General features: G+C 48.7%; 19 protein-coding genes. 11 read left to right on the forward strand and 8 right to left on the reverse strand.

Annotation, left to right across the window (positions count from 1 at the left end; all coding sequences use genetic code 11):
• Positions 1-59 precede the first annotated feature (59 nt).
• Positions 60-1,295 (reverse strand): hypothetical protein, encoded by a 1,236-nt coding sequence (locus Q0537_RS01155; RefSeq protein ID WP_299224396.1) that lies wholly within the window; start codon positions 1,293-1,295, stop codon positions 60-62.
• A gap of 248 nt (positions 1,296-1,543) precedes the next feature.
• On the opposite strand from Q0537_RS01155, the gene Q0537_RS01160 reads away from it, so the two are divergent.
• Positions 1,544-1,867: a multidrug efflux SMR transporter gene (locus Q0537_RS01160; protein ID WP_299224398.1), complete on the forward strand. Its 324-nt coding sequence runs from the start codon at positions 1,544-1,546 to the stop codon at positions 1,865-1,867.
• A gap of 178 nt (positions 1,868-2,045) precedes the next feature.
• Here Q0537_RS01160 and Q0537_RS01165 read toward each other — a convergent pair whose 3' ends face one another.
• From Q0537_RS01165 to Q0537_RS01190, 6 genes are all read right to left on the reverse strand, one after another.
• Complete coding sequence (locus Q0537_RS01165; RefSeq protein WP_299224400.1) at positions 2,046-2,264, reverse strand: NADAR domain-containing protein; 219 nt, start codon at positions 2,262-2,264, stop codon at positions 2,046-2,048.
• Between the two features lie 19 nt (positions 2,265-2,283).
• Complete coding sequence (locus Q0537_RS01170; protein WP_299224402.1) at positions 2,284-2,997, reverse strand: NADAR domain-containing protein; 714 nt, start codon at positions 2,995-2,997, stop codon at positions 2,284-2,286.
• Between the two features lie 124 nt (positions 2,998-3,121).
• A complete protein-coding gene (locus Q0537_RS01175) occupies positions 3,122-3,829 on the reverse strand; it encodes a cytochrome-c oxidase (protein WP_299224404.1) in 708 nt (235 codons plus the stop codon).
• 265 nt (positions 3,830-4,094) lie between these two features.
• Positions 4,095-5,000, reverse strand: coding sequence for a restriction endonuclease (locus Q0537_RS01180; protein ID WP_299224406.1), 906 nt, complete (start codon positions 4,998-5,000; stop codon positions 4,095-4,097).
• Positions 5,001-5,088: 88 nt separating this feature from the next.
• Complete coding sequence (gene pyk / locus Q0537_RS01185; protein ID WP_297895818.1) at positions 5,089-6,558, reverse strand: pyruvate kinase; 1,470 nt, start codon at positions 6,556-6,558, stop codon at positions 5,089-5,091.
• A gap of 309 nt (positions 6,559-6,867) precedes the next feature.
• On the reverse strand, positions 6,868-8,214 hold the full coding sequence (locus tag Q0537_RS01190) for an FAD-dependent oxidoreductase (RefSeq protein WP_299224408.1): 1,347 nt from the start codon (positions 8,212-8,214) through the stop codon (positions 6,868-6,870).
• Between the two features lie 121 nt (positions 8,215-8,335).
• Here Q0537_RS01190 and dctP point away from each other — a divergent pair, with 121 nt between their 5' ends.
• Positions 8,336-9,520: a TRAP transporter substrate-binding protein DctP gene (dctP, locus tag Q0537_RS01195; RefSeq protein ID WP_005871786.1), complete on the forward strand. Its 1,185-nt coding sequence runs from the start codon at positions 8,336-8,338 to the stop codon at positions 9,518-9,520.
• Between the two features lie 1,037 nt (positions 9,521-10,557).
• Here the strand turns inward: dctP and metK are convergent.
• On the reverse strand, positions 10,558-11,757 hold the full coding sequence (gene metK, locus Q0537_RS01200) for a methionine adenosyltransferase (protein WP_299224410.1): 1,200 nt from the start codon (positions 11,755-11,757) through the stop codon (positions 10,558-10,560).
• Between the two features lie 144 nt (positions 11,758-11,901).
• Between metK and sstT the strand changes: the two genes are divergently transcribed.
• The 9 genes from sstT to Q0537_RS01245 all read left to right on the forward strand — a co-directional run bounded on the left by sstT (position 11,902) and on the right by Q0537_RS01245 (position 21,668).
• Entirely contained in the window at positions 11,902-13,161 is a 1,260-nt protein-coding gene (sstT, locus tag Q0537_RS01205) for a serine/threonine transporter SstT (protein WP_299224412.1), read from the forward strand.
• Between the two features lie 111 nt (positions 13,162-13,272).
• On the forward strand, positions 13,273-15,186 hold the full coding sequence (locus Q0537_RS01210; protein ID WP_299224414.1) for a M3 family oligoendopeptidase: 1,914 nt from the start codon (positions 13,273-13,275) through the stop codon (positions 15,184-15,186).
• Position 15,187: 1 nt separating this feature from the next.
• Positions 15,188-15,595 (forward strand): hypothetical protein, encoded by a 408-nt coding sequence (locus Q0537_RS01215; RefSeq protein WP_297880672.1) that lies wholly within the window; start codon positions 15,188-15,190, stop codon positions 15,593-15,595.
• On the forward strand, positions 15,592-17,652 hold the full coding sequence (locus tag Q0537_RS01220) for an ATP-dependent helicase (RefSeq protein WP_299224417.1): 2,061 nt from the start codon (positions 15,592-15,594) through the stop codon (positions 17,650-17,652). The genes Q0537_RS01215 and Q0537_RS01220 overlap by 4 nt, the downstream gene beginning before the upstream one ends.
• Positions 17,645-18,493, forward strand: coding sequence for a tRNA pseudouridine(55) synthase TruB (gene truB / locus Q0537_RS01225; protein ID WP_299224419.1), 849 nt, complete (start codon positions 17,645-17,647; stop codon positions 18,491-18,493). The genes Q0537_RS01220 and truB overlap by 8 nt, the downstream gene beginning before the upstream one ends.
• Positions 18,494-19,284: 791 nt before the next feature.
• Complete coding sequence (locus Q0537_RS01230) at positions 19,285-20,028, forward strand: 4-(cytidine 5'-diphospho)-2-C-methyl-D-erythritol kinase (protein WP_299224439.1); 744 nt, start codon at positions 19,285-19,287, stop codon at positions 20,026-20,028.
• A 126-nt stretch (positions 20,029-20,154) separates the two neighbouring features.
• The gene (gene smpB / locus Q0537_RS01235) at positions 20,155-20,619 is read left to right on the forward strand and encodes an SsrA-binding protein SmpB (RefSeq protein ID WP_005871759.1); all 465 of its coding nucleotides are present in this window, start codon (positions 20,155-20,157) and stop codon (positions 20,617-20,619) included.
• A 55-nt stretch (positions 20,620-20,674) separates the two neighbouring features.
• A complete protein-coding gene (locus Q0537_RS01240; RefSeq protein ID WP_299224421.1) occupies positions 20,675-21,373 on the forward strand; it encodes a TlpA family protein disulfide reductase in 699 nt (232 codons plus the stop codon).
• On the forward strand, positions 21,363-21,668 hold the full coding sequence (locus tag Q0537_RS01245) for an ATP-dependent Clp protease adaptor ClpS (RefSeq protein ID WP_291936640.1): 306 nt from the start codon (positions 21,363-21,365) through the stop codon (positions 21,666-21,668). Before Q0537_RS01240 ends, Q0537_RS01245 begins: the two co-directional genes overlap by 11 nt.

The following is a 21,668-nucleotide window of genomic DNA, read 5'->3' on the forward strand; positions in this document are numbered from 1 at the left end:
TCGCGCAAGACCGCGCAGGTAAAATTTAGCCGCGAAATTTTACCGATGCATCTTCAACGCTACTTTATCTTTTTATATTTCCACGTCTTTTCCGTTACGAGCTCGGATTTGCCGTCTTTAATCTTAAATTCCTTAAAGCTTGTTATCGCGTAGATACTAGGCATCTCAAACATCATCAGCGCGGCTCCGTATCCCACGCTATCAGCCGGGATTTGGGTATCGTAAGTAGCCTCTGAGCGCCCGGTTTGCACCCATTTGCCGCTCGCGTCAAGCTTGTAGATATCCATCGCCGTATTGCTGCCGCGCTCGTCGTAGCTATAGACGTATTTGTTGCTGCTGGAATTTGATTCAAAGCTTTGCACGAGCGGGCGCTCGCCCGATTTGTCGTAAATTTCGCCGTTTGAGTAGCTTTTGACCCAATCCTTAAGCTGCTCATCCCACAGATAAGAGGTCATATTAAGATCCGCGCCCTTCTTGATAGCGGTCTGTTTGCTCATATTATCCCACGCGCTCTTCTCGTCGTTCCAGATGAAGCTCGTAACGATCTCCTCGCCCTTTGCGGCATCCAGCTCGTGCTTACTCATCGTCGCGTTTTGCCACGCGCCGTTTTGGAAAGTACTGCGGATCTGCTCGTAGCTGCCGTTTCGATCGCCGTTAAGCATCTCTCGCTCGCTGTTTTGCCACGCGCCGTTTACAAACTCGTAGCTCACGTATCCGTTCATCTCTCCTGAGCCGTCATAGAAAATTTCGGTCTTATCTTTGGGCTGCCAGCTCTTGCCGTCCCATTTGAAGCTTATCGTAAGCTCCTCCTTATCCCACGCGTTTCTTACGGATCTGTTCATGCTCTCTTTCTGCCATTTGCCCTTTGCAAGCTTATATCGCACATCCTGCGTCGCGTTGCCGTCGTAGCTGGAGACGGTTTTGCTCGCATTGCGCGTGCCGTCATCCGCTATCGAATTGCTCTCGCGCGTCGTGACGTTACCCTTTACGCTTTCCGTGTAGTCTTCTATTTTTTTCCACTTGCCGCTTTTAAGATCGAGGTTAAATACTTCAAATTTAACCATTCCTCCCTTTTCGTCAAAGTAGCTGATCTCTTTGTAGCTAGAGCCTAGGCCGTCCGAGGAGTTCGTATCTCTTATCTGCTCCAGCTTGCGCGCCGCCGCGTCGTAGCTTAGATGCGTGCTTTCTTTGCGCTCTCCGAGTGAGCTGTAGCTCATACTTTGCACCATATACTCATACTCCTTGGCAAACGCCGCCGCACAGAGCAGCGCAAGTATCGTAACGAGCTTTTTCATCCTCTCTCCTTGGAAAAATTTTGATAATTATATAATGTTCGTATATAAAAACGGATAAAATTTCGTCGCGCGGCTAAATTTAAAAACTTCGATTTTTAGGCGGTAGCGGTGGAATTTTACGTCGCCGAAGCGCCGGTTTTACTCAAATATGTGGCGCAAATTTTACGCAAGCCGCCAGGGACGCCTTTGGGTGAAATTTAAGAGAAATTTCTATAAAATTTCGGCTCAAATTACATTAAGGAGCACTTATGGGATACGTTTATTTGGGGCTTGCTATAGTTTTGGAGCTAGCGGGGACCAACTGTATGAAGCTCTCGGACGGATTTAGTAAGCTGAATTATTCTCTAGCCACGCTAGCGGCATACGGCGCGTGCTTTTATTTTTTAGCGCTTGCGCTAAAAACGGTAAAGCTTAGCGTCGCTTACGCTACGTGGGGCGGGCTCGGCATAGTATTAGCATCGCTGCTTTCGGTGTTTTATTTCCACGAAAAACTCTCTGCGCCCGCGATCTGCGGCATAGCGCTCATCGTGATAGGCACGGCGATGTGTAATTTCTTCGGCGCAGGGCACTAAGACGGCGCGTTTAAATTTAGCCTCCGATCTAACTATCGCTACTGCAAAAGCGGCGCGAGCCTCAGCCGTCTGCGTAAATTTTAAAATTTTATAAATTTACCGCCTCGCCTCGCTGCCGCGCTATGTCCGTGCCGAATGTACCCGGTGGGAGTGGTAAAATTTTAACCGCCGCCTAATCTTACAAAAAATTCTTATCGATCAGGTCGTAGTTTTTATATAGCCTGCGCAGCTCGTCTCGCACCTCCATCAGTGCAAAGCCGAGCAGATTTTGCCCGCGCCACGCGCTCGGACGACTTGCGTTTTCGCTCTGCTGACCAAGGCCGATACCCCAAATTTTATCCAGCGGGCTGGCCTCAACTAAAATTTTATCTCCCGTCGCGAGCAAAAAGCGCATCATCGCGGGATTTTGCGTAAATTTATAGTAATTGCCGCCTTAGCACGACGCTGTAGCGCACCTCGCCCCAGAGCCGCTCATCAAAGCCCCGCACCTGCCTGCCGAGCGCCTTCATCTGCTTTGCATCGCGGCTCTGCATTATCCGCGCCCGCGTCTGCTCGTCGCCGAATATTTGCGCCTTGCTCGCCATCATAAACTGCTCGGCGCATAGATACTCGTCGGCATCTACGGCAAAAGGCGAGCTCTGCCACTGCCCGAGGCAGGATCCGTCCGCGGCCGCATCCGGCTTGTAGAAAAATAGAAATTCATTCGCTTCGGAAGAATTTATTAGCGAGGTTTTGTCGTATTTCGCCGCTCCGCCACGTCGCCAAAACGGCACGCCCTCGCGGTAGAAATCGTCTATGTCGTCCGTAAGATCGCCCCTAAGCTCATCGCACTCGCTAAATTCCAAATTTTGTGGCTCCGAGCAGCATCTGTCGCCGCCATGCGCGCATTTTACCCGCTCATTTTCAGACGTCTCGTCCAGCCCGTCCCAGTCGCCGTAGTGCCAAAAGCAAGGATAGGGGAAGGCCCGTGCATACGCTTTTTGCGCCGCTTTATCCAGGCGCTCGAACCACTGCCAAAATTTAAATTTATAATCCTCTGCCGCGCCCATCCGCCAGCCAAGCGAAAACTCGCTAAGAGCGGGGTATTTGATCCACGGCGGCGGCATCACGTTTTTTAAAATTCCGCTCACGCCCTTTCCTTAAATTTTATTTTGAAGCATAGTTTGAAATTCGCCTAAATTTAGCCTGCGAGCTGAAATTTAGGCAAAATACGGCTAAGCTAGCAAAACCCGTTCGACTAAATTAGCCGCAAATTTAGTCGCAGAAGCGCTCGTCCGTACGATATTTCTTGCGCTCGGCGATGTAATCGGCTCTGTTTTTCGGATCGGCGAAATACTGCTTTTGCTTCTGCTGATCGGCTTTGAGCTTTTCTATCACTTCCTTTAGAGCCGCCTTGCGGTCGCTAGCCATGGATGGGAATTTATCCGAAAATATCGCCTTGTACGGATGATCTTTTACCCAATCGACCGCCTTTTCGACTATGATCTGCTGCTTGTCGATGTCGCAAAACGCGTATGGGTTGATCACGTCGCCCGCAAGGTGCATGAAAGCGGAATTTGCCTCGACCGTCTCCATAAACATCGCGCCGCTGACGTCGATTACCGAAGCGAAGGAGATGAAGCGGTATTTGCCCGCGTAGAACCAAAACACCGCGTCGTCCTTAAGCCCCAGATCATAAGCGCGTGCAGCGACAGTCATCAGCGTGGTCGGAGCGACCATATCCGGGGCGTCTTCGATGATTTTGATCGCCTTTTTTAGGCTCGCCACGTCATTTTTCATCAATAGATCGTCGATCGGCTCGTAAACATGCACGTATTCGGGCTTGCCCTCCTTAGCTGAATAAAACGGCGAGACATAGATGTCGATCGAAGTGATTTTTTGTACCTTGTCCTCACTCTCGCCTTGGGCGCTCAAAGTTGCAGCCGCCGCCGCGCAGAGCAGCAGTGAGCGAAATTTTTTCATGGTCTCTCCTTCGGTTAAATTTTTATAAATTTCCTCGTAATTATACCTTGAAATTTTAAGGCGCGGCGTTTGATTTTTAACGAATATATTTTTGCGGAATTTTAATTTTTGCGGTGCGGCTCTATTTTCTTTTGATTCGGCTTCAGCGCGACGCTTTACGCGGCTAAATTTAAGCGCCGTTAGTCGTAAAATTTAGCTCATAATTTAGATCGTCTAGCTAAATTGTTCCGTTCGCGCTTAATCTGAAAACATATTTTATCTTTGCTTAAATTTCATCGCCGAAAAAGTCGCCGTCGATATCGCAAATTTCGATGTTTTGCCGCACTTGCACGCCGAGTTTGTATTTTATCATCAGCTCCGCCAGCCGCTCGCCGTCAATCAAAACCACCGTGTGACTTTGCACGTTCGCGGCGTATCTTTCGGCATCCTTGCTAAATTTTGACGTGGTGATAAATACACCCTTTTTGGTCTGCTTATCCGAGATCGCGCCGACGAACTTTTGAATTTCAGGGCGTGAAATTGCGCCTTGCCAGCTTTTAGCCTGCACGTAAATTTGCGATAGTCCAAGCTCGTCCTCGTCTATAATGCCGTCTATACCGCCGTCCGGGCCGCTCTTGGTTAGTCTGCTTACTCCGTAGCCCATTTTTTCGAGCAAGTGCGCCACTAAATATTCAAAAAAGCTCGGCTTTTTTTGCGAAATTTCATCTAAAATTTGAGATTTTAGATTTTGCGCCAATTCATTTGCCGTCTCTGCTATGATGTCGCTGGGAGTCTTTTCTTGCGTTGCTGTTTGCGAGATTTCGGCGCTCGGCGCGCTTTTATTTTTATAAATTTCATCATACCAAGCCTCAAATTTAGCCTGCGCGTCTTTGCTTTTTAGCATCTGCTTGCCAAAATCCGTTATCTCATACACGCCTCTGCCGGTTTTTTTGACGGGTTTTTTGGTGCCAGGTAAATTTACGACTTCTTTATTGCCCGCAAAATACGATAACGCCCATCCTGCGCGGTTAACATACAAAAGCATGCCGCTAGGTATCCTTTGCGAGAGTTCGTCGTCGCTAAATTTATAGTACTCGGCGACAAATTTACAAACCTCTTTTCTGTCCACGCTGCCGTGCTCGCCGATAAACTGCAAAATCGGAAACATCATCTCTTTATAGCTTGGTATCATCGTTTTCCTTCCTAATTTTTAAAATTTTACCTCTCTAGGTCTGCGACTCAAAAACTTCAAATTTTACCGCTAAATTTAATGTTGCGCTTTAAATTTTACTTTCAAAGCCCGTTTTCGCCGCGTTGCGGTAGAAATCGATCTGATCTTTTTTGATGATGCGGATGTAGTCGGTGCTGCCGGGATGGCCGCTTTGAAAGCCCGCCGTCATTACGTAGGTGCCGTCCTCTTCGATGAGCCCGCGCTGCAGAGCCTCGCTTATGATACGTGCGAGCAGAGAGTTTATGCTCGTTTTTTCCCTAACCATCGCTGGATTTACGCCCCACACGAGACTTAGCGCGTGCGCGGTCTGCTCGTCGTGTGCGATTGCGATGATGTCGATTTTAGCGCGGTTGCGTGCGAGTTTGATCGCCGAGCGCCCCGAGCCCGTGATCGAAAGTATCGCGCCTGCGCCCAGTCTTGCGGCAAGCGCTGCGGTGCTTGAGGTGATCATATCGGTCTCGTCGTAGAAATCGTAATCGTTAAATTTATCGTAAGGATAGATCTTTTCGGTCTCGCGGATCGTCTCGCTCATCGCGGCGACTACGGCCGCGGGATTTTTGCCGATGGCGCTTTCCTCGCTTAGCATCACGGCGTCGGTGCCGTCGAGCACGGCGTTTGCGACGTCGCTGATCTCGGCTCTGGTGGCGCGCTCGTGCTCGGTCATGCTAAGCATCATCTGCGTGGCGGTGATGACGGGCTTTGAGCGGGCGTTGGCTAACGCTATGATGCGCTTTTGGATGCGCGGGATCTCATAAAACGGCATCTCGATGCCCAGATCTCCGCGCGCGACCATTATACCGTCGCTTGCTTCGATGATCTGCTCTATATTTTCGACTGCGTCGAATTTCTCGATCTTGGCGTAAATTTTAGCTTTTGAGCCCAGCGAGTTTAAAATTTCGCGCACGCGCAGGATGTCGTTTTGCGACTGCACGAAGGAGATGCCTACGAAATTTACGCCGTGCGCCGCGCCCCAGCGCAGATCCTCGAGGTCCTTTTGCGTGATAACGTCGATATTTAGGCGGGTGTTTGGGAAGTTCACCCCCTTATTCGAGCTTAAAAAGCCGTCGTTTTCGAGCACCGCTCGCACGCCTTGCTCGCTTACCGCGACTACCTTGGCGCGGATCGAGCCGTCGTAGAGGTAGATAAACTCGCCTACCTTCATTAACGGCAAAATTTCTGGGTGGTTGATACACAGCTCGTATTCGCCTTCTGCGGTCTTTTTGCCGATTATTTCGCGAGGAAGGAAGGTGATTTTATCGCCCGTTTTTAGTTTAAAATTTTCCTCTAGCTTGCCGACGCGGATCTTTGGACCGCTGATGTCCTGAAAGACGCCTACGCGGACGCCCAGGCTCTTTTCTACGGCGCGAATTTTGTTTAGATTTGCCTCGTGATACTCGTGCGTGCCGTGGCTGAAGTTCATCCTAAAGGCGTTGCAGCCCGCCTTTACCATCGCACTCATCATCTCCTCGCTGTCGCTTGCGGGCCCGATGGTCGCTAGGATTTTGGTTTTTTTAAGCATCTTTTCTCCTTTAAATTTAAAATTTATCGCCGCATTAGGCGAAATTTTACGCAAAATTTTGAAATTTCTAAATTTTAAAATTCGCTAGACGAAGAAATTTTAAAATTTTATAGCGCGAGAAAATTTTAGAATTCTAAGGCACGGCGAAATTTTAAAATTTCATAGCTTGCGGTGCAGGTTAAATTCTAAAAATTCGCGTTTGAATGAAATTTTAAAACTCTCTATATGTGAAGCGCGAGCAAAATTTTAAAGTCCTCGCCGAAGTAAAATTTTAAAATTCTTGCCCGAGCGAAATTTAAAAATTCCTCTTTATCGCATCATTTCCGCGTCAAATTTTGCATCATCAAAGCTCACTCCCAAATATTCGCAGGCACTTTTTGCGTCGCGAAGTGCGTTGCCTAGGCAGCTCGTAGCACCTGGGCTTGGGGTCATATTAAAGATAATCCCTGGATTTTCGCCTATTCTAGCTTCGCCTAAAAGCAGCTTTTTTTGCGAGTGTGAGATTACTTGCGGGCGCACGCCGCCAAAGCCCTTGGCATAGTAAATATCCTCCTCGCGGATGCTAGGTATGATCTTGCGCGCATTTTTGACGAAAAGCTTTTTACCTAAAATCGGTATCTCAAAGCCTATATTGCGGATTAAGAAGTCCCTTACCTCGCTATCGCCAAAATTTTGCCAAATGACCTTGGCTACATCCATGTCAAAATTTAATGACTGAAAAAATTCCGGTACCGAACGACAGCCCTTGTAGCGTTCAAGCTTTGGTAACGTAAGTGCGGTAGGGCCAAATCTCGTGCAGCCGTCCGCCAAAAGATCGGGGTCGCCGTGAAGCGCGGCAAATGGAAGCTTTGGGTTTTGCACCATGTAAACCTTGCCGTTTAGAAGCTTTTGCTTGGTTAGATAGAAGCTGCCGGCGATGCAAATCGTGCTAAGATCCTGCCCAAGCCCCATTTTGTGCGCTAGCCACAGCGAGTGAGCGCCCGCATCTACGACTACGAAATCAGCGCTTAGCGAGAGTCTATTTGCTGTGCGGATATAGAACTTATCGCCTACTTTAGTGATGTTTTGCACTTCGGTGTTTAGGTACAGATCGCAGGTTTTACCCTCCACGTTTTTAGCGTTTTGCACGAAGGAATTCGCCATCGCGCCGTAATCGATCGTCGTGTAAACTCCCGATTGCACGCCCATCGCGACGATATCCTCCGCTCGCTCCTCGCCGCGCCCGTCAAAAACTAGCTTAGGCTCGATTTTTTTGAGCTCTTCCTTGTCAAAAAGCTGCAGATACGGATAAAGCTCTTTAAATTTCTCAAAGCGCTCTTTAATTAGCTCTACCTCGCTTTCGCCCACGCCAAGAGCCATTTTCTGCCCCTGAAATAAAAATTTATTCTCATATCCGTGCTTTTGGCAATATTTCACGATCATATCCGCCTTGCGCTTGACTTCGGCCGCTTTTTGCAGGTCGTAGTTGGTCTCGATGTCGCCGCAATGAATCGTCTGGGAATTTGCGCTGGCTTTAGAATTTAGCGTCGCAAGCCCTTCGTATTTTTCAAGTAGAGCGATATTTTTGATCCCGCTAAATTCTGCCAGCACGTACGCTAGCGCGCTGCCCGTGATACCGCCGCCTATGATGATTATATCGTAATGTTTTTCTTGCATGCCCTTTCCTTATCGAATTTGGCTACAATTGTGCGAAAATTTCGCTTAAAAGCTAGTTATAAAAGCGTGAATTTAGATGATTTTATATAAAATTCGCACCATTTCATTTTGGGAGTAGTATATGAAAAAATCGATTCTTGTCGGATTAAGTTTGATTATAGCCACGTCGCTGTGGGGCGCAGATAAGAAAGTTTATCGCCTTAAGCTAGCTCAGACTTACGAGCTTAGTATGCCTATCGTAGGCGATGTCGCCAAGCGTATGGCAGATCTTGCAGATAGTATGTCTGATGGCAGGCTGAAAATCAGCATCGACGCGCCTAGCAAACATAAAGCACCTTTTGCGATCTATGATATGGTCAAAAACGGACAATACGATTTAGGCTATACTGCGAGCTACTATTATAAAGGCAAAAATAGCGCGAATATGCTGTTTACGACGGTGCCTTTTGGTATGACGAAAGACGAACAGCACGCTTGGTATTACTTCGGCGGAGGCAAGGAGCTAGCCGATAAATTCTATGCTAAAAGCAATCTAAAGGTCTTTAATATCCTAAATAGCGGTATGCAGATGGGTGGTTGGTTTAAAAAAGAGATTAATACGCTAGACGATCTAAAAGGGCTTAAATTTAGAATTCCAAGCTTTGGCGGGGAGGTTATGAGCCGCCTTGGCGTCGCAGTCGCTACGATACCGGTAGGTGAGCTATATATGGCGCTAGAGATGGGCACCATCGATGCGGTCGAGTGGGCAAGTCCTAGCTTTGATATACCTCTAGGCTTTCACAAGGTCGCAAATTACTATTATACGGGATGGCAAGAACCCGCTAGCGAGCAGCAGATAGTGATAAATCTACAAACTTGGCAGAAGCTTCCTAAGGATTTGCAAAATATCCTGGAGGCTTCGATCGCTAAGGCGCGCGAATACGCAGAAAACGAGACGTTTTATAAAAATGTAATAATTTGGGACGAGATCAAAAAGAAATATCCAAACGTTCAGATTCGCTCTTTTTCACCTGAGATTATGCGTGCGCTTCGCAAGGCGACGGATGAAATTTTAGCCGAAGAAAGCGAGAAAAATCCCGATTTCAAAGAGATTTGGGAGAGCCAAAAGGCGTTTTTAGCTAAAGCTAGAACGTGGACGAAGATGGGTGATTTTACATATATCGAAAAAACTGGCGATGTTGAAGCCGAGCAGAATTTTACTGCTTCGGTGAAAAAAATCTCTGTTCCTGAGCCCGTAAATAGCGCAGCCAGCGAGATAAACGCAAGCACTGCCGCACCAAAAAATGAGGATAATCAGACAAAATAGCGCTTCGCTTTTAAATTACGTATCAAAACCTAGCATCAAGTCAAGAAGCGGCTTAAATTCGGTCGGCGATTTAAGAGATTTAGGCTGAAGTGCGGGCGATTTACTTATTTGCAGCTGCGTAGCTCGGGATATCTTTAAAATTTTAATTTATGAAAGCGGCGATGAAATTTTATCGCCTCTTAGCATTTAAGTTAAGGCGCGCAATTTGCATCATTGCGTTTAAAGCCCAATTTAAAAGCCGCTCGGTTGCCGCCGCACAAAGCTAGAATTTTATCAAGCTCCAAGCCTCTTCTATTTTTGCTTTATTCTTTTATCTTTTGCGTTATTTAAGCTTGATATTCCGCCGTGCTCGCTTGCGGGCGACATCACGCGCGGGAGAATTTAATCTTGCTTTTTCATTTTGCGTAGTTAGCGGGGGAGCTTCGGCGAAGCGTGCTAATCTAAGATTTTAAATCGGTAACGTTCATAAATTCCACATTTTAAAATTTTAATGTTTTTGTCTTGCCGATACTGCTTTTTAAATGGAATTTGCTTTGGGTTTTCTTTCTATATAAAAGTGGCAAACTTCAAATAAAATGGCAAAATTTTAAAATTTACACGCTTAAATATCATAAGCAATGAGAATATAAAATTTTTGTCCTTCGGAGATTAAGTACAAAGCGCGTTAGAAAAAATTTTATAGGTCAAATTTCGTTTTAAGCGATTGCAAATTTAAAAGCTTGCATGCAAATTTTTTTAAAGCCTGCTCTAGTTAGAATTTATCACTAAACTAGACGGGCTTAGCCTTGGGATTTCACTGCGTCAATTTTAAAATTTTGCGCGAGCTGGGCTTAAAATTTTAAAATTCTATTCTACCTGCGAAAACTCTTAAATTTCACGGCTTAGAATTTTGATGGAGAATTTTGCCGCAACGCTATTTTTTGGATGCGATAAAACTAAACGGCATGCAAAGCCGCGTAGAATATTGAGCTAGGCTCGCTGCTGCAAGCCTAGCGAATGTCGTAAGCTAAAAAGGCGCTACTGCAAAGCGTAAAATTTTATTTCAAAGCCTTAAAAAGCTCCACGCTATCGAGCTGTTCCCACGGGTATTCGTCATTTCCGACCTGTCCGCGTGCGGCTACGTCGGCGTAGAGAAAGCTTCCTTTGCCGGGGCGATCAAGACCGAATTTATCGATGATCCAGCGCGGCGTGAGCGGGAATTTTTCAAGCACGAAAGCGGATAGCTCATCGTCGCTAGCCGCGCCTAAATTTGTCCCCATACAATCGACGCTGACGCTGACGGGCTTTGCGACGCCGATTGCGTAGCTGAGCTGGACGATGCATTTTTTCGCAAGCCCCGCCGCGACGATGTTTTTGGCGATATAGCGCGCCGCATAAAGCCCGCTGCGATCGACCTTAGTATAGTCTTTGCTACTTTGAGCGCCGCCGCCTATCGGGCTGTAGCCGCCGAAGCTATCTACGATCAGTTTGCGCCCCGTTAGACCGCTGTCGTGAAGCGAGCTGTGATTTACGTAGCGGCCGGTAGGATTGATGTAGATGATCGTTTTGCTTTTGTCGTAAAGCTCCTTCGGAAGTCCCGCCGAATCGATTAAATTTCCGATCAGATCTCGGACGCGCTCGATACTCATACTCTCGACGCAAGGCGCGGAAACCACGATCGTATGGATGCTTTGTGGTTTGCACTCCTCAAAATTGCTCTTTGTGCCGTAATCGACCGTAACTTGCGTCTTAATATCGACGCCAAGTTCGTCGGGATGGGATTTTGCGTAGGCATAAACGTGATCGCAAAGCGCTCTTGCGTAGGTGATCGCCGCCGGCATAAAATTTTTCGTTTCGCAGCTTGCGAAACCGAACATTATGCCCTGATCTCCCGCGCCGATCTCGCCGCCCTCTTGATCGACGCCTTGGTTGATGTCGGGGCTTTGCTGGTTTAAAAATACGTCCACTTGCAGATCCTGCGGATGCAGGCACTGTGCGCGCGTAAAATGAGGGTTGTCGTTGTAACCGATCTCGCTAAGCGCGCCCTTTACGATGTGGCGGTAATCGTCGTGGGTAAAATCGATCTTGGCGTTTACTTCGCCGCCGATTACTACGTGTTTGCCCGCGATGAAAACCTCCGCCGCGACGCGCCCGTTGGGATCTTGCTTTAAAATTTCATCTACGATGCTGTCCGCGATGATATCGGCGCACTTATCCGGATGACCGGGGCTTACGACCTCGCTGGTAAATAGATACATATCTGCTCCTAATTAAAATTTCGCGTCATTTTATCTAACGAGGTTTTAAGATTGACTAAAAATTACGAAATTCCGCTCAAATTTAAATGCGCTTAAATAAAATTTCGATATATTTCAAACGACGTTTTGATTGAAAGGTAAAAAATGAGTTCGATTCAAAAATTAGTAGCTAGCTACAAAGATAAAAATCTAGTTCTGCGCATAGTTACAGGCTTGATAATAGGCGCCATTTTGGGCTTTGCCGCACGTTCAGCGGCAGGCGATATTGCGGCAGAGCACACTTCGTTTTTAATAAACGTAGTAGCTTTTGCGGAAATTTTAGGAAATTTATTCGTAGGTGCCCTTAAAGCGGTAGCTCCGATTTTAGTTTTTATCTTGATTTTAAGCTCGATCGTAAATAAACAATACGGCAGCGCAAGCGGCTTAAAACGCGTGGTTGTTCTATATATCGTAGGCACCTTTTTAGCCTCGTGCGTGGGGGTGGCGGCTAGCTTTTTATTCCCGACGGAGCTTGCTCTAAGCAATGTTGGCGCGGCGGAAAATACCGCTCCTGCAAGCGTTTGGATCGTGCTAAAAGATCTACTTTTTAAGGTCGTAGATAATCCGCTAAACGCTATCGCGCACGGAAACTACGTAGGAATTTTAACCTGGGCGATAGGTCTTGGCGTCGCGCTTAAATTTTGTACCAACGAAACGAAAAAAATTTTTACCGATCTGAGCGAAGCGGTAACCAAAATCGTGCAGTTCGTAATCCAGCTTGCGCCGTTTGGAATTTTCGGCTTAGTAGCTTCTACCGTGTATCAAACCGGCGTCGATGCGCTGCTTGGATACGTGCGAATAGTAGTCGTGCTCGTAGGCGCGATGGCGTTCGTAGCCCTCGTGGTAAATCCGCTCATCGTCTTTGCGGTGATTAAGAAAAATCCATATCCGCTCGTATTTACCTGCCTGCGCGAAAGCGGCCTCACAGCGTTTTTTACCCGCAGCTCGGCGGCAAATATCCCGGTAAATTTAAATTTATGCAAAAAGCTCGGTATCAGCGACGAGCTAAGCTCGATCTCGATCCCTTTGGGAGCTACGATAAATATGGCGGGCGCTGCGGTGGTAATCGCGATCTTGGCGCTTGCTGCGGCTCATACGCTCGGCGTGCGCCCCGATTTTTGGACGGCGCTACTGCTTTGCGTGGTCTCGGCGGTCGGTGCGTGCGGTGCTAGCGGCGTGCCTGGCGGCTCATTGATGCTGATACCGCTTGCGTGTTCGCTCTTTAATATCTCAAACGATATCGCAATGCAGGTCGTCGCGATCGGCTTTATCATCGGCGTGATCCAAGACTCTGTAGAAACCGCGATCAATAGCTCCACCGACGTGATTTTTACGGCGATCGCGTCGCAAAGTATGCAAAAATAACTCACCTTAAAATTTTACCGCAAATTCCGCCCGTGCGGCGGATCTCGCGGTTTTTAAAATTTTACTTATTCTTTTTTGATAAAATTATCCAAAAATTTTAAAAGGAAATCGATGAATTGGAATTTAGGCGAGCTGTTTGCAAACGAAGCGGAATTTAGCGGCGCGATAGATAGCGCGGCCGCGCAGGCTAGGGATTTTGAGCTTAAATTTAAAGATAAACTGCGCGCTCTTAGCGCGGAGGAGTTTTTAGGCGCGCTTGCGCTTTATGAGAGCATCAGCGAGCAGATCGGCAAGATAATGAGTTTTGCACATCTTAGCTTTGCGCGAGATACGAGCCTTGGGGCTCAGCAGGCCAAGACGGAGCAGGCTTGCAACGACATTTCGCAGAGCCTACTTTTTTTTGAGCTTGAATTTAACGAGCTTGACGCCGCAAAACAGGACGAGTTTATCGCAGGAAGCGGGAGATTTAGATATTATTTGAGCCTACTTAAGCAGCGCAAGGCCCACCAGCTAAGCCTGCCGCAAGAAAGCGTGCTTTTAAAAACTTCGCCCGTAAGCGGCGAGGCGTTTTCGCGACTTTTTGACGAGAGCATGGCGCGGATGAGCTTTGATTTTCGCGGGCAAAAGCTTGGCGAGGAGGAAATTTTAAGCCTGCTTCATAGCTCCGATCGCGAGGTGCGAAAGGACGCCGCAGCCTCGCTAAGCGCGGTGCTAGAGCAGAACTCCCACCTGCTTGGCTACATCTACAATATGATCAAAACCGATCTTAAAATTCGCTGCGAGCTGCGCGGCTACGACAAAGCCGAGGCGGTGATGCATGAGGAAAATCAGATAAACATCGCAAGCGTCGATGCGCTGATCGCAGAGACGGAGCGAAGCTTCGCTCTAGTGGGCAAATTTTACGCCAAAAAGCGAGAAATTTTAGGCTACGACGCACTGTATGATTACGACAGATACGCGCCGCTCGGGGGCGATGAGAGCGAGTTTAGCTTCGAGCAGGCTAAGCAGATCGTGCTTGCGGCGTTTGAAAAATTTAGCCCAAAATTTAAGCAGATCGCGCTGATCGCGTTTGAGCGAAATTGGATCGACGCGATGCCCGCGCAAAATAAGCAAAGCGGAGCGTTTTCGCATTCGGGCTCGCGCGATACGCACCCTTTCGTGCTTTTAAATTTCACGCGCAAGCGCCGCGACGTATTTACCCTCGCGCACGAGCTGGGGCACGCGATACATCAGTATCTAAGCTACGGCGTGGGCTATTTTAACTCCTTCACGCCGCTAACGACGGCGGAGACCGCGTCGGTTTTCTGCGAGATGTTGGTGTTTGATTATATGCGCGAAAATTTTTCAAATTTAAACGGCTTGCTAAATTTCAAAAGCGCCGCCGTCTCGGACGGCTCGCAAAATTTTAAACGCAGCGCTTCGCAAGAGGCTCAGGGCGGTAAAATTCCAAACGAGCGCGCCGTAAAACACGCCGCCTCGCAAGACTCTGCGGGTTCGTGCGAATACGCGGCGAGCGATACGGATATGCCCTCGCAGACCGCAAGCGATAAGACCGCGCTAAGAGCGATGCTTGCGGCAAAGATCGAGGATATCTTCGCGACGCTTTACCGCCAGATCGGATTTACGACCTTTGAGCGGCGCGTGCATGCAAGCGCGGATGAGCTAAGCGTCGAGCGGCTGGGTGAGCTGTGGATGGAGGAGTCGAGCAAGATGTTTGCGGGCGAGCTAATCTTGCAGGATCATTACAAAAGCTGGTGGAGCTACATCCCGCACTTCATCCACTCGCCGTTTTACTGCTACTCATACGCCTACGCGCAGCTTTTGGTGCTCGCGCTTTACGGGCTGTATAAGAGCGGCAGGCTCGAAAATTTCGTTCAAATTTACACCGAGTTTTTAAGTTCGGGCGGCAGCGACGAGCCGCAAAAGCTAGTGGCGAAATTTGGCTTTGACATCAATAAAAGCGAGTTTTGGCGCATCGGCATAGAGCAGGTCGCGACGCTTGTAGATGAGTTTGTGAGGGGTTAGGATGATAGATAAAATTTTAAAAGACGATAAATTTATCGCTGCGAGCAGTGCGAATATAGGCGCGGTTTTGGACTACGTTTTGGCTCTTGGATGCGGATTTGGCATCGTTGCGAGGACGGATCAGATAAAATTTGACCCGCCGCTGCCGGAGGAAATTTTAAAAAGCTTCAAAATGCCCGCGATCTTTTTGCAGCTGGAGGAATACACGCTTTCTAGCGCGCATCTTAGCAAGGATGAGCTGGTTTTCGAGGCGGGCTTTGGGCCGCAGGATTTTGCAAGCACACTTAGTGTGCCGTTTTATGCGGTATTGCAGATCGTCGTGGACGGCAAGCCCATCGCGGTAAATTTCTCCCAGCCCGAGTCCGAGTGGCTTAAGCGCGAAAAATCGCGTAAAATTTTTTCAAAATGAGCGATATTTTAGAAGGTCTTAATCCCGCTCAGCGCGAGGCTGCGAGCCACGTGGACGGAGCGATGTTAATCTTAGCGGGTGCGGGCAGCGGCAAAACTAAGACGATCACCGCGCGCCTTGCTTACTTGCTTTCAAACGGCGTGCCTGCGGAAAATACTCTCACGCTTACGTTTACGAACAAAGCCGCCGCCGAGATGCGCTCGCGAGCGCTTAATCTGATAAGCGGGCTAAATTTAAGTAGCGTGCCGCTTCTGTGCACCTTTCATAAATTCGGGCTTTTGTTTTTGAAATTTCATATTAGCGAGCTTGGACGCAGCGCAAACTTTCAAGTAATCGATACGGACGATAAGAAAAAGATCATCAAGGGCTTTGAGATAAATTTGCCCACATCGCTATTAGCGGCTAAAATTTCAACCTACAAAAATTCTCTAATCGGTCCTAAAGATATCGACGAGCTTCTAAAAGGCGAAGATGACGAGCTAAGCAGGATGTATAGCGGATTTTACGCGCATTGCGCTAGAGCATATAAGCGCTACGAGGCATATTTGGCGGCGAATAATCTGGTGGATTTCGATGATCTGCTGATTTTGCCGTATAAAATTTTAAACGCGAATGAGCGGCTATGCGATGAAATTTCGCGCCGTTACGCTTACATCACGGTCGATGAGTATCAGGACACCAACGACATTCAATTCAAACTGCTGCAAAAGCTCTGCACCGCGCACGAAAACCTCGTAGTAGTGGGCGATGACGATCAGAGTATCTACGGCTGGCGCGGCGCGCGGATAGAAAATATTCTAAATTTTAAAGATCAGTTCTCAAACGTAAAATTTATCAAACTCGAGCAGAACTACCGCTCCACGGATGAAATTTTAAATGCCGCCAACGAGCTCATCTCGCATAACAAAAATCGCCTCGGCAAGTGCCTTACTAGCATGAACGGCGGGGGCGAAAAGATCGAAATTTTGCGTTCAGACGAGGAGAGTATCGAGGCGGCAAAGATCGCAGAAGCCATCAAAAAGCTGCTTTCAAGCGGCGCAGCGCCCTCTCAAATCGCCGTGCTTTATCGCGTAAACGCTCTTTCGCGCGCGCTGGAAGAGGGGCTAAATCGCGCCAAAATCCCGTATAAAATGGTAGGCGGCGTGAAATTTTACGAGCGCGCCGAGATCAAGGATACGATCGCCTATCTGCGCTTAGTAAACGACGAGCACGACGACTTTTCGATGAGGCGGATCATAAACGTGCCCAAGCGCGGCATCGGCAAGGTCTCGCTGGCAAAGCTCGAGGAGCTTTCGCGCCTGCGACTTATCAGTCTATTTGACGCCTTTAGCGAGCCGGACGCGGGGCTTAGCGCCAAGGCGGCGCAGGCTCTAGCGGAGCTTAAAAGCGACATCGCTTCTATCTCCGCGCTAGCGGATACTATCAAAAAAATAGACGCGCTGGAGCCCGCTTTCGGGCTAAAGGCCTACTATGCTTCGCTGCCCGACGGCGCCGATCGCGTTGCAAACATTGACGAGTTTTTGGCGATGCTGAAGGACGAGGCGAGCAATAAGCCTGATTTTGATCTGGCGGAATTTTTAAACGAGCTAAGTCTTCTTAGCGATCAGGACGCCATCATGGGCGATGCGATAAACATAATGAGCGTGCACGCCAGTAAAGGGCTTGAGTTCGAGCATCTTTTCGTAATCGGGCTGGAGGAGGGCTTTTTCCCGCTTTTGGGCGACAGCAATGACATCGAGGAGGAGCGTAGGCTCGCATACGTGGCGATCACGCGCGCCAAGCGCACGCTTACGCTTAGCTTTGCCGCCAGTCGCTTTTATCGCGGCAAGCGCGAGAGGCTGGACGCTAGCAGATTTATAGCCGAGGCGGGTTTGGTGGCTAAAGAGCCGCCGCGCGAGCAAAGCAGCGGCTTTAGCAAGGGCGAGCTGATCAAACACAAGCTATTTGGGATCGGACAGATCACGGCGGTAAACGGTGATCGGCTCACTATAAATTTCGGCGGAATTTCGCGCGTGATAATGTCAAATTTCGTAGAAAAGATTGGCTCTTATGAATAGATTGTTTTTGGCGGACAAGCCCGCTGGCATCGGCAGCAATAAATTTTTAAGCGCTCTTAAGCGCAAATACGGCGTGAAAAAGGCGGGCTTTAGCGGCACGCTCGATCCCTTTGCGAGCGGCGCGTTGATCGTCGCATTCGGGCAATACGCGCGCTTTTTTAGATTTTTGAAAAAGGAGCCAAAAATCTACTTCGCGACGCTGTGGTTGGGCGCACAAAGCCCAAGCGGCGATAATGAAAACATGGGGCGCGTGGAGCAAATTCCGCCGCTCTCGCGCGAGGTTTTAGACGCCGCGATGGCGCAAATGCGCGGCGAGATAAAATTTATCCCGCCCGCTTTCAGCGCCAAGAAAATTAGCGGCGTGCGCGCATACAAGCTCGCTCGCGCGGGCGAAGAGGTGAGCCTGAAAGAGAGCTCGATGCATGTTTTTGATGCCGAAATTTTAAGCTACGCTCACCCCTTCGTGAGCTTTCGCGTTGCGCTTAGCGAGGGCGGCTACGTGCGCTCTTTTGCGCAAATTTTAGCAGAAAAGCTAGGCGTTTGCGGTACGCTAAGCGCGCTTAGACGAGAAAGCGAGGGGGCTTTTGACCTGCAAGATCCGCGCTTTGCGGACGAGGCAGCACTAAATCCGCTCGAGTTTTTGGATCTTAAGCCGAACTTTTACGACGGCGACGCGCGCGACGTGATCTTGGGTAAGAAGCTCGCCGCAAAGGATCTGGCGAGCCGCGCGGACGGCCGCTATCTGCTTATCTGCGGCGATTTTTACTCGATCATCGAGATTAGCGCGGGCGAGGTGCGGTATCTGTGGAATGACGTCCCGATCGCGGGCGGCGTGTTTTAATCAGCGCCTCCAGCCTGCGACGGAATTTTAATCGGGCGGCCCTGGCTTGAAATTTGAGCGGTTATAAATACGGCGCGTTTTAAATTTGCTCGCATAGCGCGCCGCCCGCGCGGCTAAATTTTATCGTGCGGAGCAGCGGGCGAGCGATCACGCTTTTTTGTTGCGCACGGATCGCAAAATCTGCCTCAGGCGGCGTAAATTTAAATGTGCGGTTAGGTAGGCGACGCCCTCTCGAAAGGCATAAATCCGCGGGGATTAAATTTAAACGCGACGGATCCGGCGGAGCGGCGTTTAATTTGCTTTTTGCCGCGCGATGGCGACGCGCCGCGAGATTAAAATTTGACGATTTAAAAAGCGCGCAGGTTGGAGCTTATCGCGGCACGCCAAGCGGTCTTTGCCGAATGAAATTCCGGCTCGCGGTAATGCGTAGTTTGCGCCGATGGGTTTGATTTTGCGGCGCATCGCTAAGCTAAATTTGCGATTTAATGTGGCGTGGCTAGAATTTTGCTAACTCGGAATTCTAATCGTTAAGATAGATTTGCGCCGCGGGTTGAAATTTAGCTGCGCGCGTTGCGGATCTGAATTTCCGCGCCTTATAAATTTACGTATCGGGCGCTGCGATCGCGGGTTAAATTCCACGGCACGCGGTTTTGAATTTTGATCGCACTGGACGGGGCGCGTCGCAGGCTGAAATTTAACTCGCGCGCGGATTGAAATTTTAATCGCGCTAGATGGACTTGTCGCAGTCTAAATTTAACGCAAGTGCGCCAAAGCGCAGAAGGAGTAAAATTTTGAAAGCCTATGCAAAGATCAATGTTTTTTTAAAAGTCGTCGGCACGCGCGGCGGCTACCACGAGATCGCCTCGCGCTTCGTGCTGCGCAGGGAGCTGTTTGATGAGATAAGCTTCGAGCGCGCGAGCGGCTTTGCGCTTGAATGCGACGCCGCGCAGATCGCGGATAACATAATTTTAAAAGCCAAGGCGGCGCTTGAGCAGGCAGGCTTTGCGCGCGAGCTTGCGGAGTTTTTCAGCTCGCACAAGATCGTGCTTAAAAAGCATATTCCGATCGGCGCGGGTCTTGGGGGCGGCAGTAGCGATGCGGCGGCGTTTTTGCGACTTGCGAACGAGGAATTAGGCTTAAAAATTTCGCGCGAGCGGCTTACCAAAATCGCGCAAAATATCGGCGCGGATGTCGCGTTTTTTGTTAGCGGACTTGAGGCCGCGAATGTGCGCGGTATCGGCGAGATCATCGAGCCTTTCGAGGACCGCCTGCCTGCGATTGAAATTTTAACGCCCGCGATCTTTTGCTCTACCGGCGCGGTTTATAATGAGTTTCGCGCAAGCTTTATGCCAAACATAAACGCCGCGCAGGCGCAAGAGATGTTGCGTTTAAGCAGCGAGCAGCTGCTGGCGCAATATGGCGGCTTTGCGCTAAACGATCTTTTCGCGCCGTGCATAAAGCTATATCCGCAGATGAGTAAGTATCGCGATATGTTTCTAAGCGGCAGCGGCAGCAGCGTGTTTTTCTTAAAATAAGAATTCCAAGGCGCGCGGTTAAAATTTAAAAGCTAAATTTTAAAGATAAAATTTAAAATTCGCTCGCCCGCTTTTAAATTTAAGCAAAAACGGGCTAAGCTTAGGGTCAAATTTAGAAGGAAAAAGATGAAAGAACTGAGTAAAAATCGCAAGGCATTTCACGATTTTACGATACTTGAAAGCTTTGAAGCGGGCATCGTGCTAAAGGGTAGTGAGGTCAAAGCTCTGCGCGCGGGCAGGGGCAATCTCAAAGATAGCTTTTGTCGCGTGATCCGCGGCGAGCTGTTTTTGCTAAACGCGCATATCAGCTATCTTGAAAGCACCAACGCCCATTTTCGTCCAGACGAAGGGGCGGCGCGAAAGCTTTTGATGCACAGAAAGCAGATCGACAAGCTGCTTGGCGCGGTTAGCAAAGAGGGTCTTACCATCGTGGTTTTGTCGCTGTATCTGAATGATAAAAACCGCGTAAAGGCGCGTATCGCTTTGGCAAAAGGCAAAAATCTGCACGACAAGCGCGAATCGCTAAAGCGCAAGGAAGCCGACCGCGAAGCGCAAAGCGCGATGAAGCGATACGACAAGCATTCATTTTAAATTCACAAAACTTTGGTTAAAATGCGGGCTTAAATTTAAACCCGAAGGAAATGCAATGAAGAAATTTTTACTATTATGTTTGGCGATTTTTGTTTTAAGCGGCTGCGGAGATGATTCGCAGAAAAAGACGGGCTCTGCGGGCGAGAATCCTACCGCGAGCGAGAATCAGATGGCAAAAAATTCCGCTCAAGATAAAAATGACGAGCGTATTGGTGGAGAGAGCGGCGAGGAGGTAGCTTTTACGCCGTTTAAAACGGGCGAGCGATTTACGCTTAAAAGCGTCGTAGGCGGCGAGGTAACGATCGAGCGGACAGAAAAGGGCTTTAAGCTCGCGGATAGCGATAAAATTTTGATGTTTGATATTTTCGGTACGTATTGCCAGCCGTGCCGCATCGAAGCGCCGCATCTGATGGACTTTCAGCTAAAAAATTCCGCAGATTTTTTGATGGTGGGGCTGATCTATTTTGAGGATATTACCGACGCGCAGGTGATCGAAAATTTTACGAAGAAATTTAACGCGTATTATTTCATATCAAATTCCAAACAAAACGAGCGCATAGTGGGTCAAATTTTAAGCGACATCGGTTATCGCCACGCGCTTTCGATCCCTTTTAAGGTAGTACTTAAAGATGGAAAATATCAAAGGCTTACCGACATCAATGAGGGCGATGAGCGGGGCAAGCCGTATTACTTAGGCATGGTCGATACCGATGTGATAAAAAGCGATATCACCAGGATAAAAAATGGCAACTAAAACTGGCGTGCAGATTCACACTCGCGCCAAAACAAAATCTTTTGTGCCTCGTCCGTATAAAGTAATTTTGCTAAACGACGACGTGACGACGATGGATTTCGTGGTTTATATTTTGATGGAGATTTTCGCCAAAAACTTTAACGACGCCGTAGATTTAATGATGAAAGTGCACAAGCAGGGTCGCGCGGTTTGCGGCGCGTATCCTAAAGAGATAGCCGAGTGCAAGCAACAAGCGGTTTTACAAGCGGCAAAGGCCGCAGGATTTCCTCTTAGATGCGAGATCGAAGAGGATTAA

This window comes from uncultured Campylobacter sp. (genome assembly GCF_938017775.1).
Classification (GTDB): Bacteria; Campylobacterota; Campylobacteria; order Campylobacterales; family Campylobacteraceae; genus Campylobacter_B.

What these genes read in the sequence shown, in the direction of transcription:
- Q0537_RS01155 (WP_299224396.1), bottom strand. Translation starts at nt 1,295, where the DNA reads ATGAAAAAGCTCGTTACGATACTTGCGCTGCTCTGTGCGGCGGCGTTT.
- Q0537_RS01160 (WP_299224398.1), top strand. Translation starts at nt 1,544, where the DNA reads ATGGGATACGTTTATTTGGGGCTTGCTATAGTTTTGGAGCTAGCGGGG.
- Q0537_RS01165 (WP_299224400.1), bottom strand. Translation starts at nt 2,264, where the DNA reads ATGATGCGCTTTTTGCTCGCGACGGGAGATAAAATTTTAGTTGAGGCC.
- Q0537_RS01175 (WP_299224404.1), bottom strand. Translation starts at nt 3,829, where the DNA reads ATGAAAAAATTTCGCTCACTGCTGCTCTGCGCGGCGGCGGCTGCAACT.
- Q0537_RS01180 (WP_299224406.1), bottom strand. Translation starts at nt 5,000, where the DNA reads ATGATACCAAGCTATAAAGAGATGATGTTTCCGATTTTGCAGTTTATC.
- pyk (WP_297895818.1), bottom strand. Translation starts at nt 6,558, where the DNA reads ATGCTTAAAAAAACCAAAATCCTAGCGACCATCGGGCCCGCAAGCGAC.
- Q0537_RS01190 (WP_299224408.1), bottom strand. Translation starts at nt 8,214, where the DNA reads ATGCAAGAAAAACATTACGATATAATCATCATAGGCGGCGGTATCACG.
- dctP (WP_005871786.1), top strand. Translation starts at nt 8,336, where the DNA reads ATGAAAAAATCGATTCTTGTCGGATTAAGTTTGATTATAGCCACGTCG.
- metK (WP_299224410.1), bottom strand. Translation starts at nt 11,757, where the DNA reads ATGTATCTATTTACCAGCGAGGTCGTAAGCCCCGGTCATCCGGATAAG.
- sstT (WP_299224412.1), top strand. Translation starts at nt 11,902, where the DNA reads ATGAGTTCGATTCAAAAATTAGTAGCTAGCTACAAAGATAAAAATCTA.
- Q0537_RS01210 (WP_299224414.1), top strand. Translation starts at nt 13,273, where the DNA reads ATGAATTGGAATTTAGGCGAGCTGTTTGCAAACGAAGCGGAATTTAGC.
- Q0537_RS01215 (WP_297880672.1), top strand. Translation starts at nt 15,188, where the DNA reads ATGATAGATAAAATTTTAAAAGACGATAAATTTATCGCTGCGAGCAGT.
- Q0537_RS01220 (WP_299224417.1), top strand. Translation starts at nt 15,592, where the DNA reads ATGAGCGATATTTTAGAAGGTCTTAATCCCGCTCAGCGCGAGGCTGCG.
- truB (WP_299224419.1), top strand. Translation starts at nt 17,645, where the DNA reads ATGAATAGATTGTTTTTGGCGGACAAGCCCGCTGGCATCGGCAGCAAT.
- smpB (WP_005871759.1), top strand. Translation starts at nt 20,155, where the DNA reads ATGAAAGAACTGAGTAAAAATCGCAAGGCATTTCACGATTTTACGATA.
- Q0537_RS01240 (WP_299224421.1), top strand. Translation starts at nt 20,675, where the DNA reads ATGAAGAAATTTTTACTATTATGTTTGGCGATTTTTGTTTTAAGCGGC.
- Q0537_RS01245 (WP_291936640.1), top strand. Translation starts at nt 21,363, where the DNA reads ATGGCAACTAAAACTGGCGTGCAGATTCACACTCGCGCCAAAACAAAA.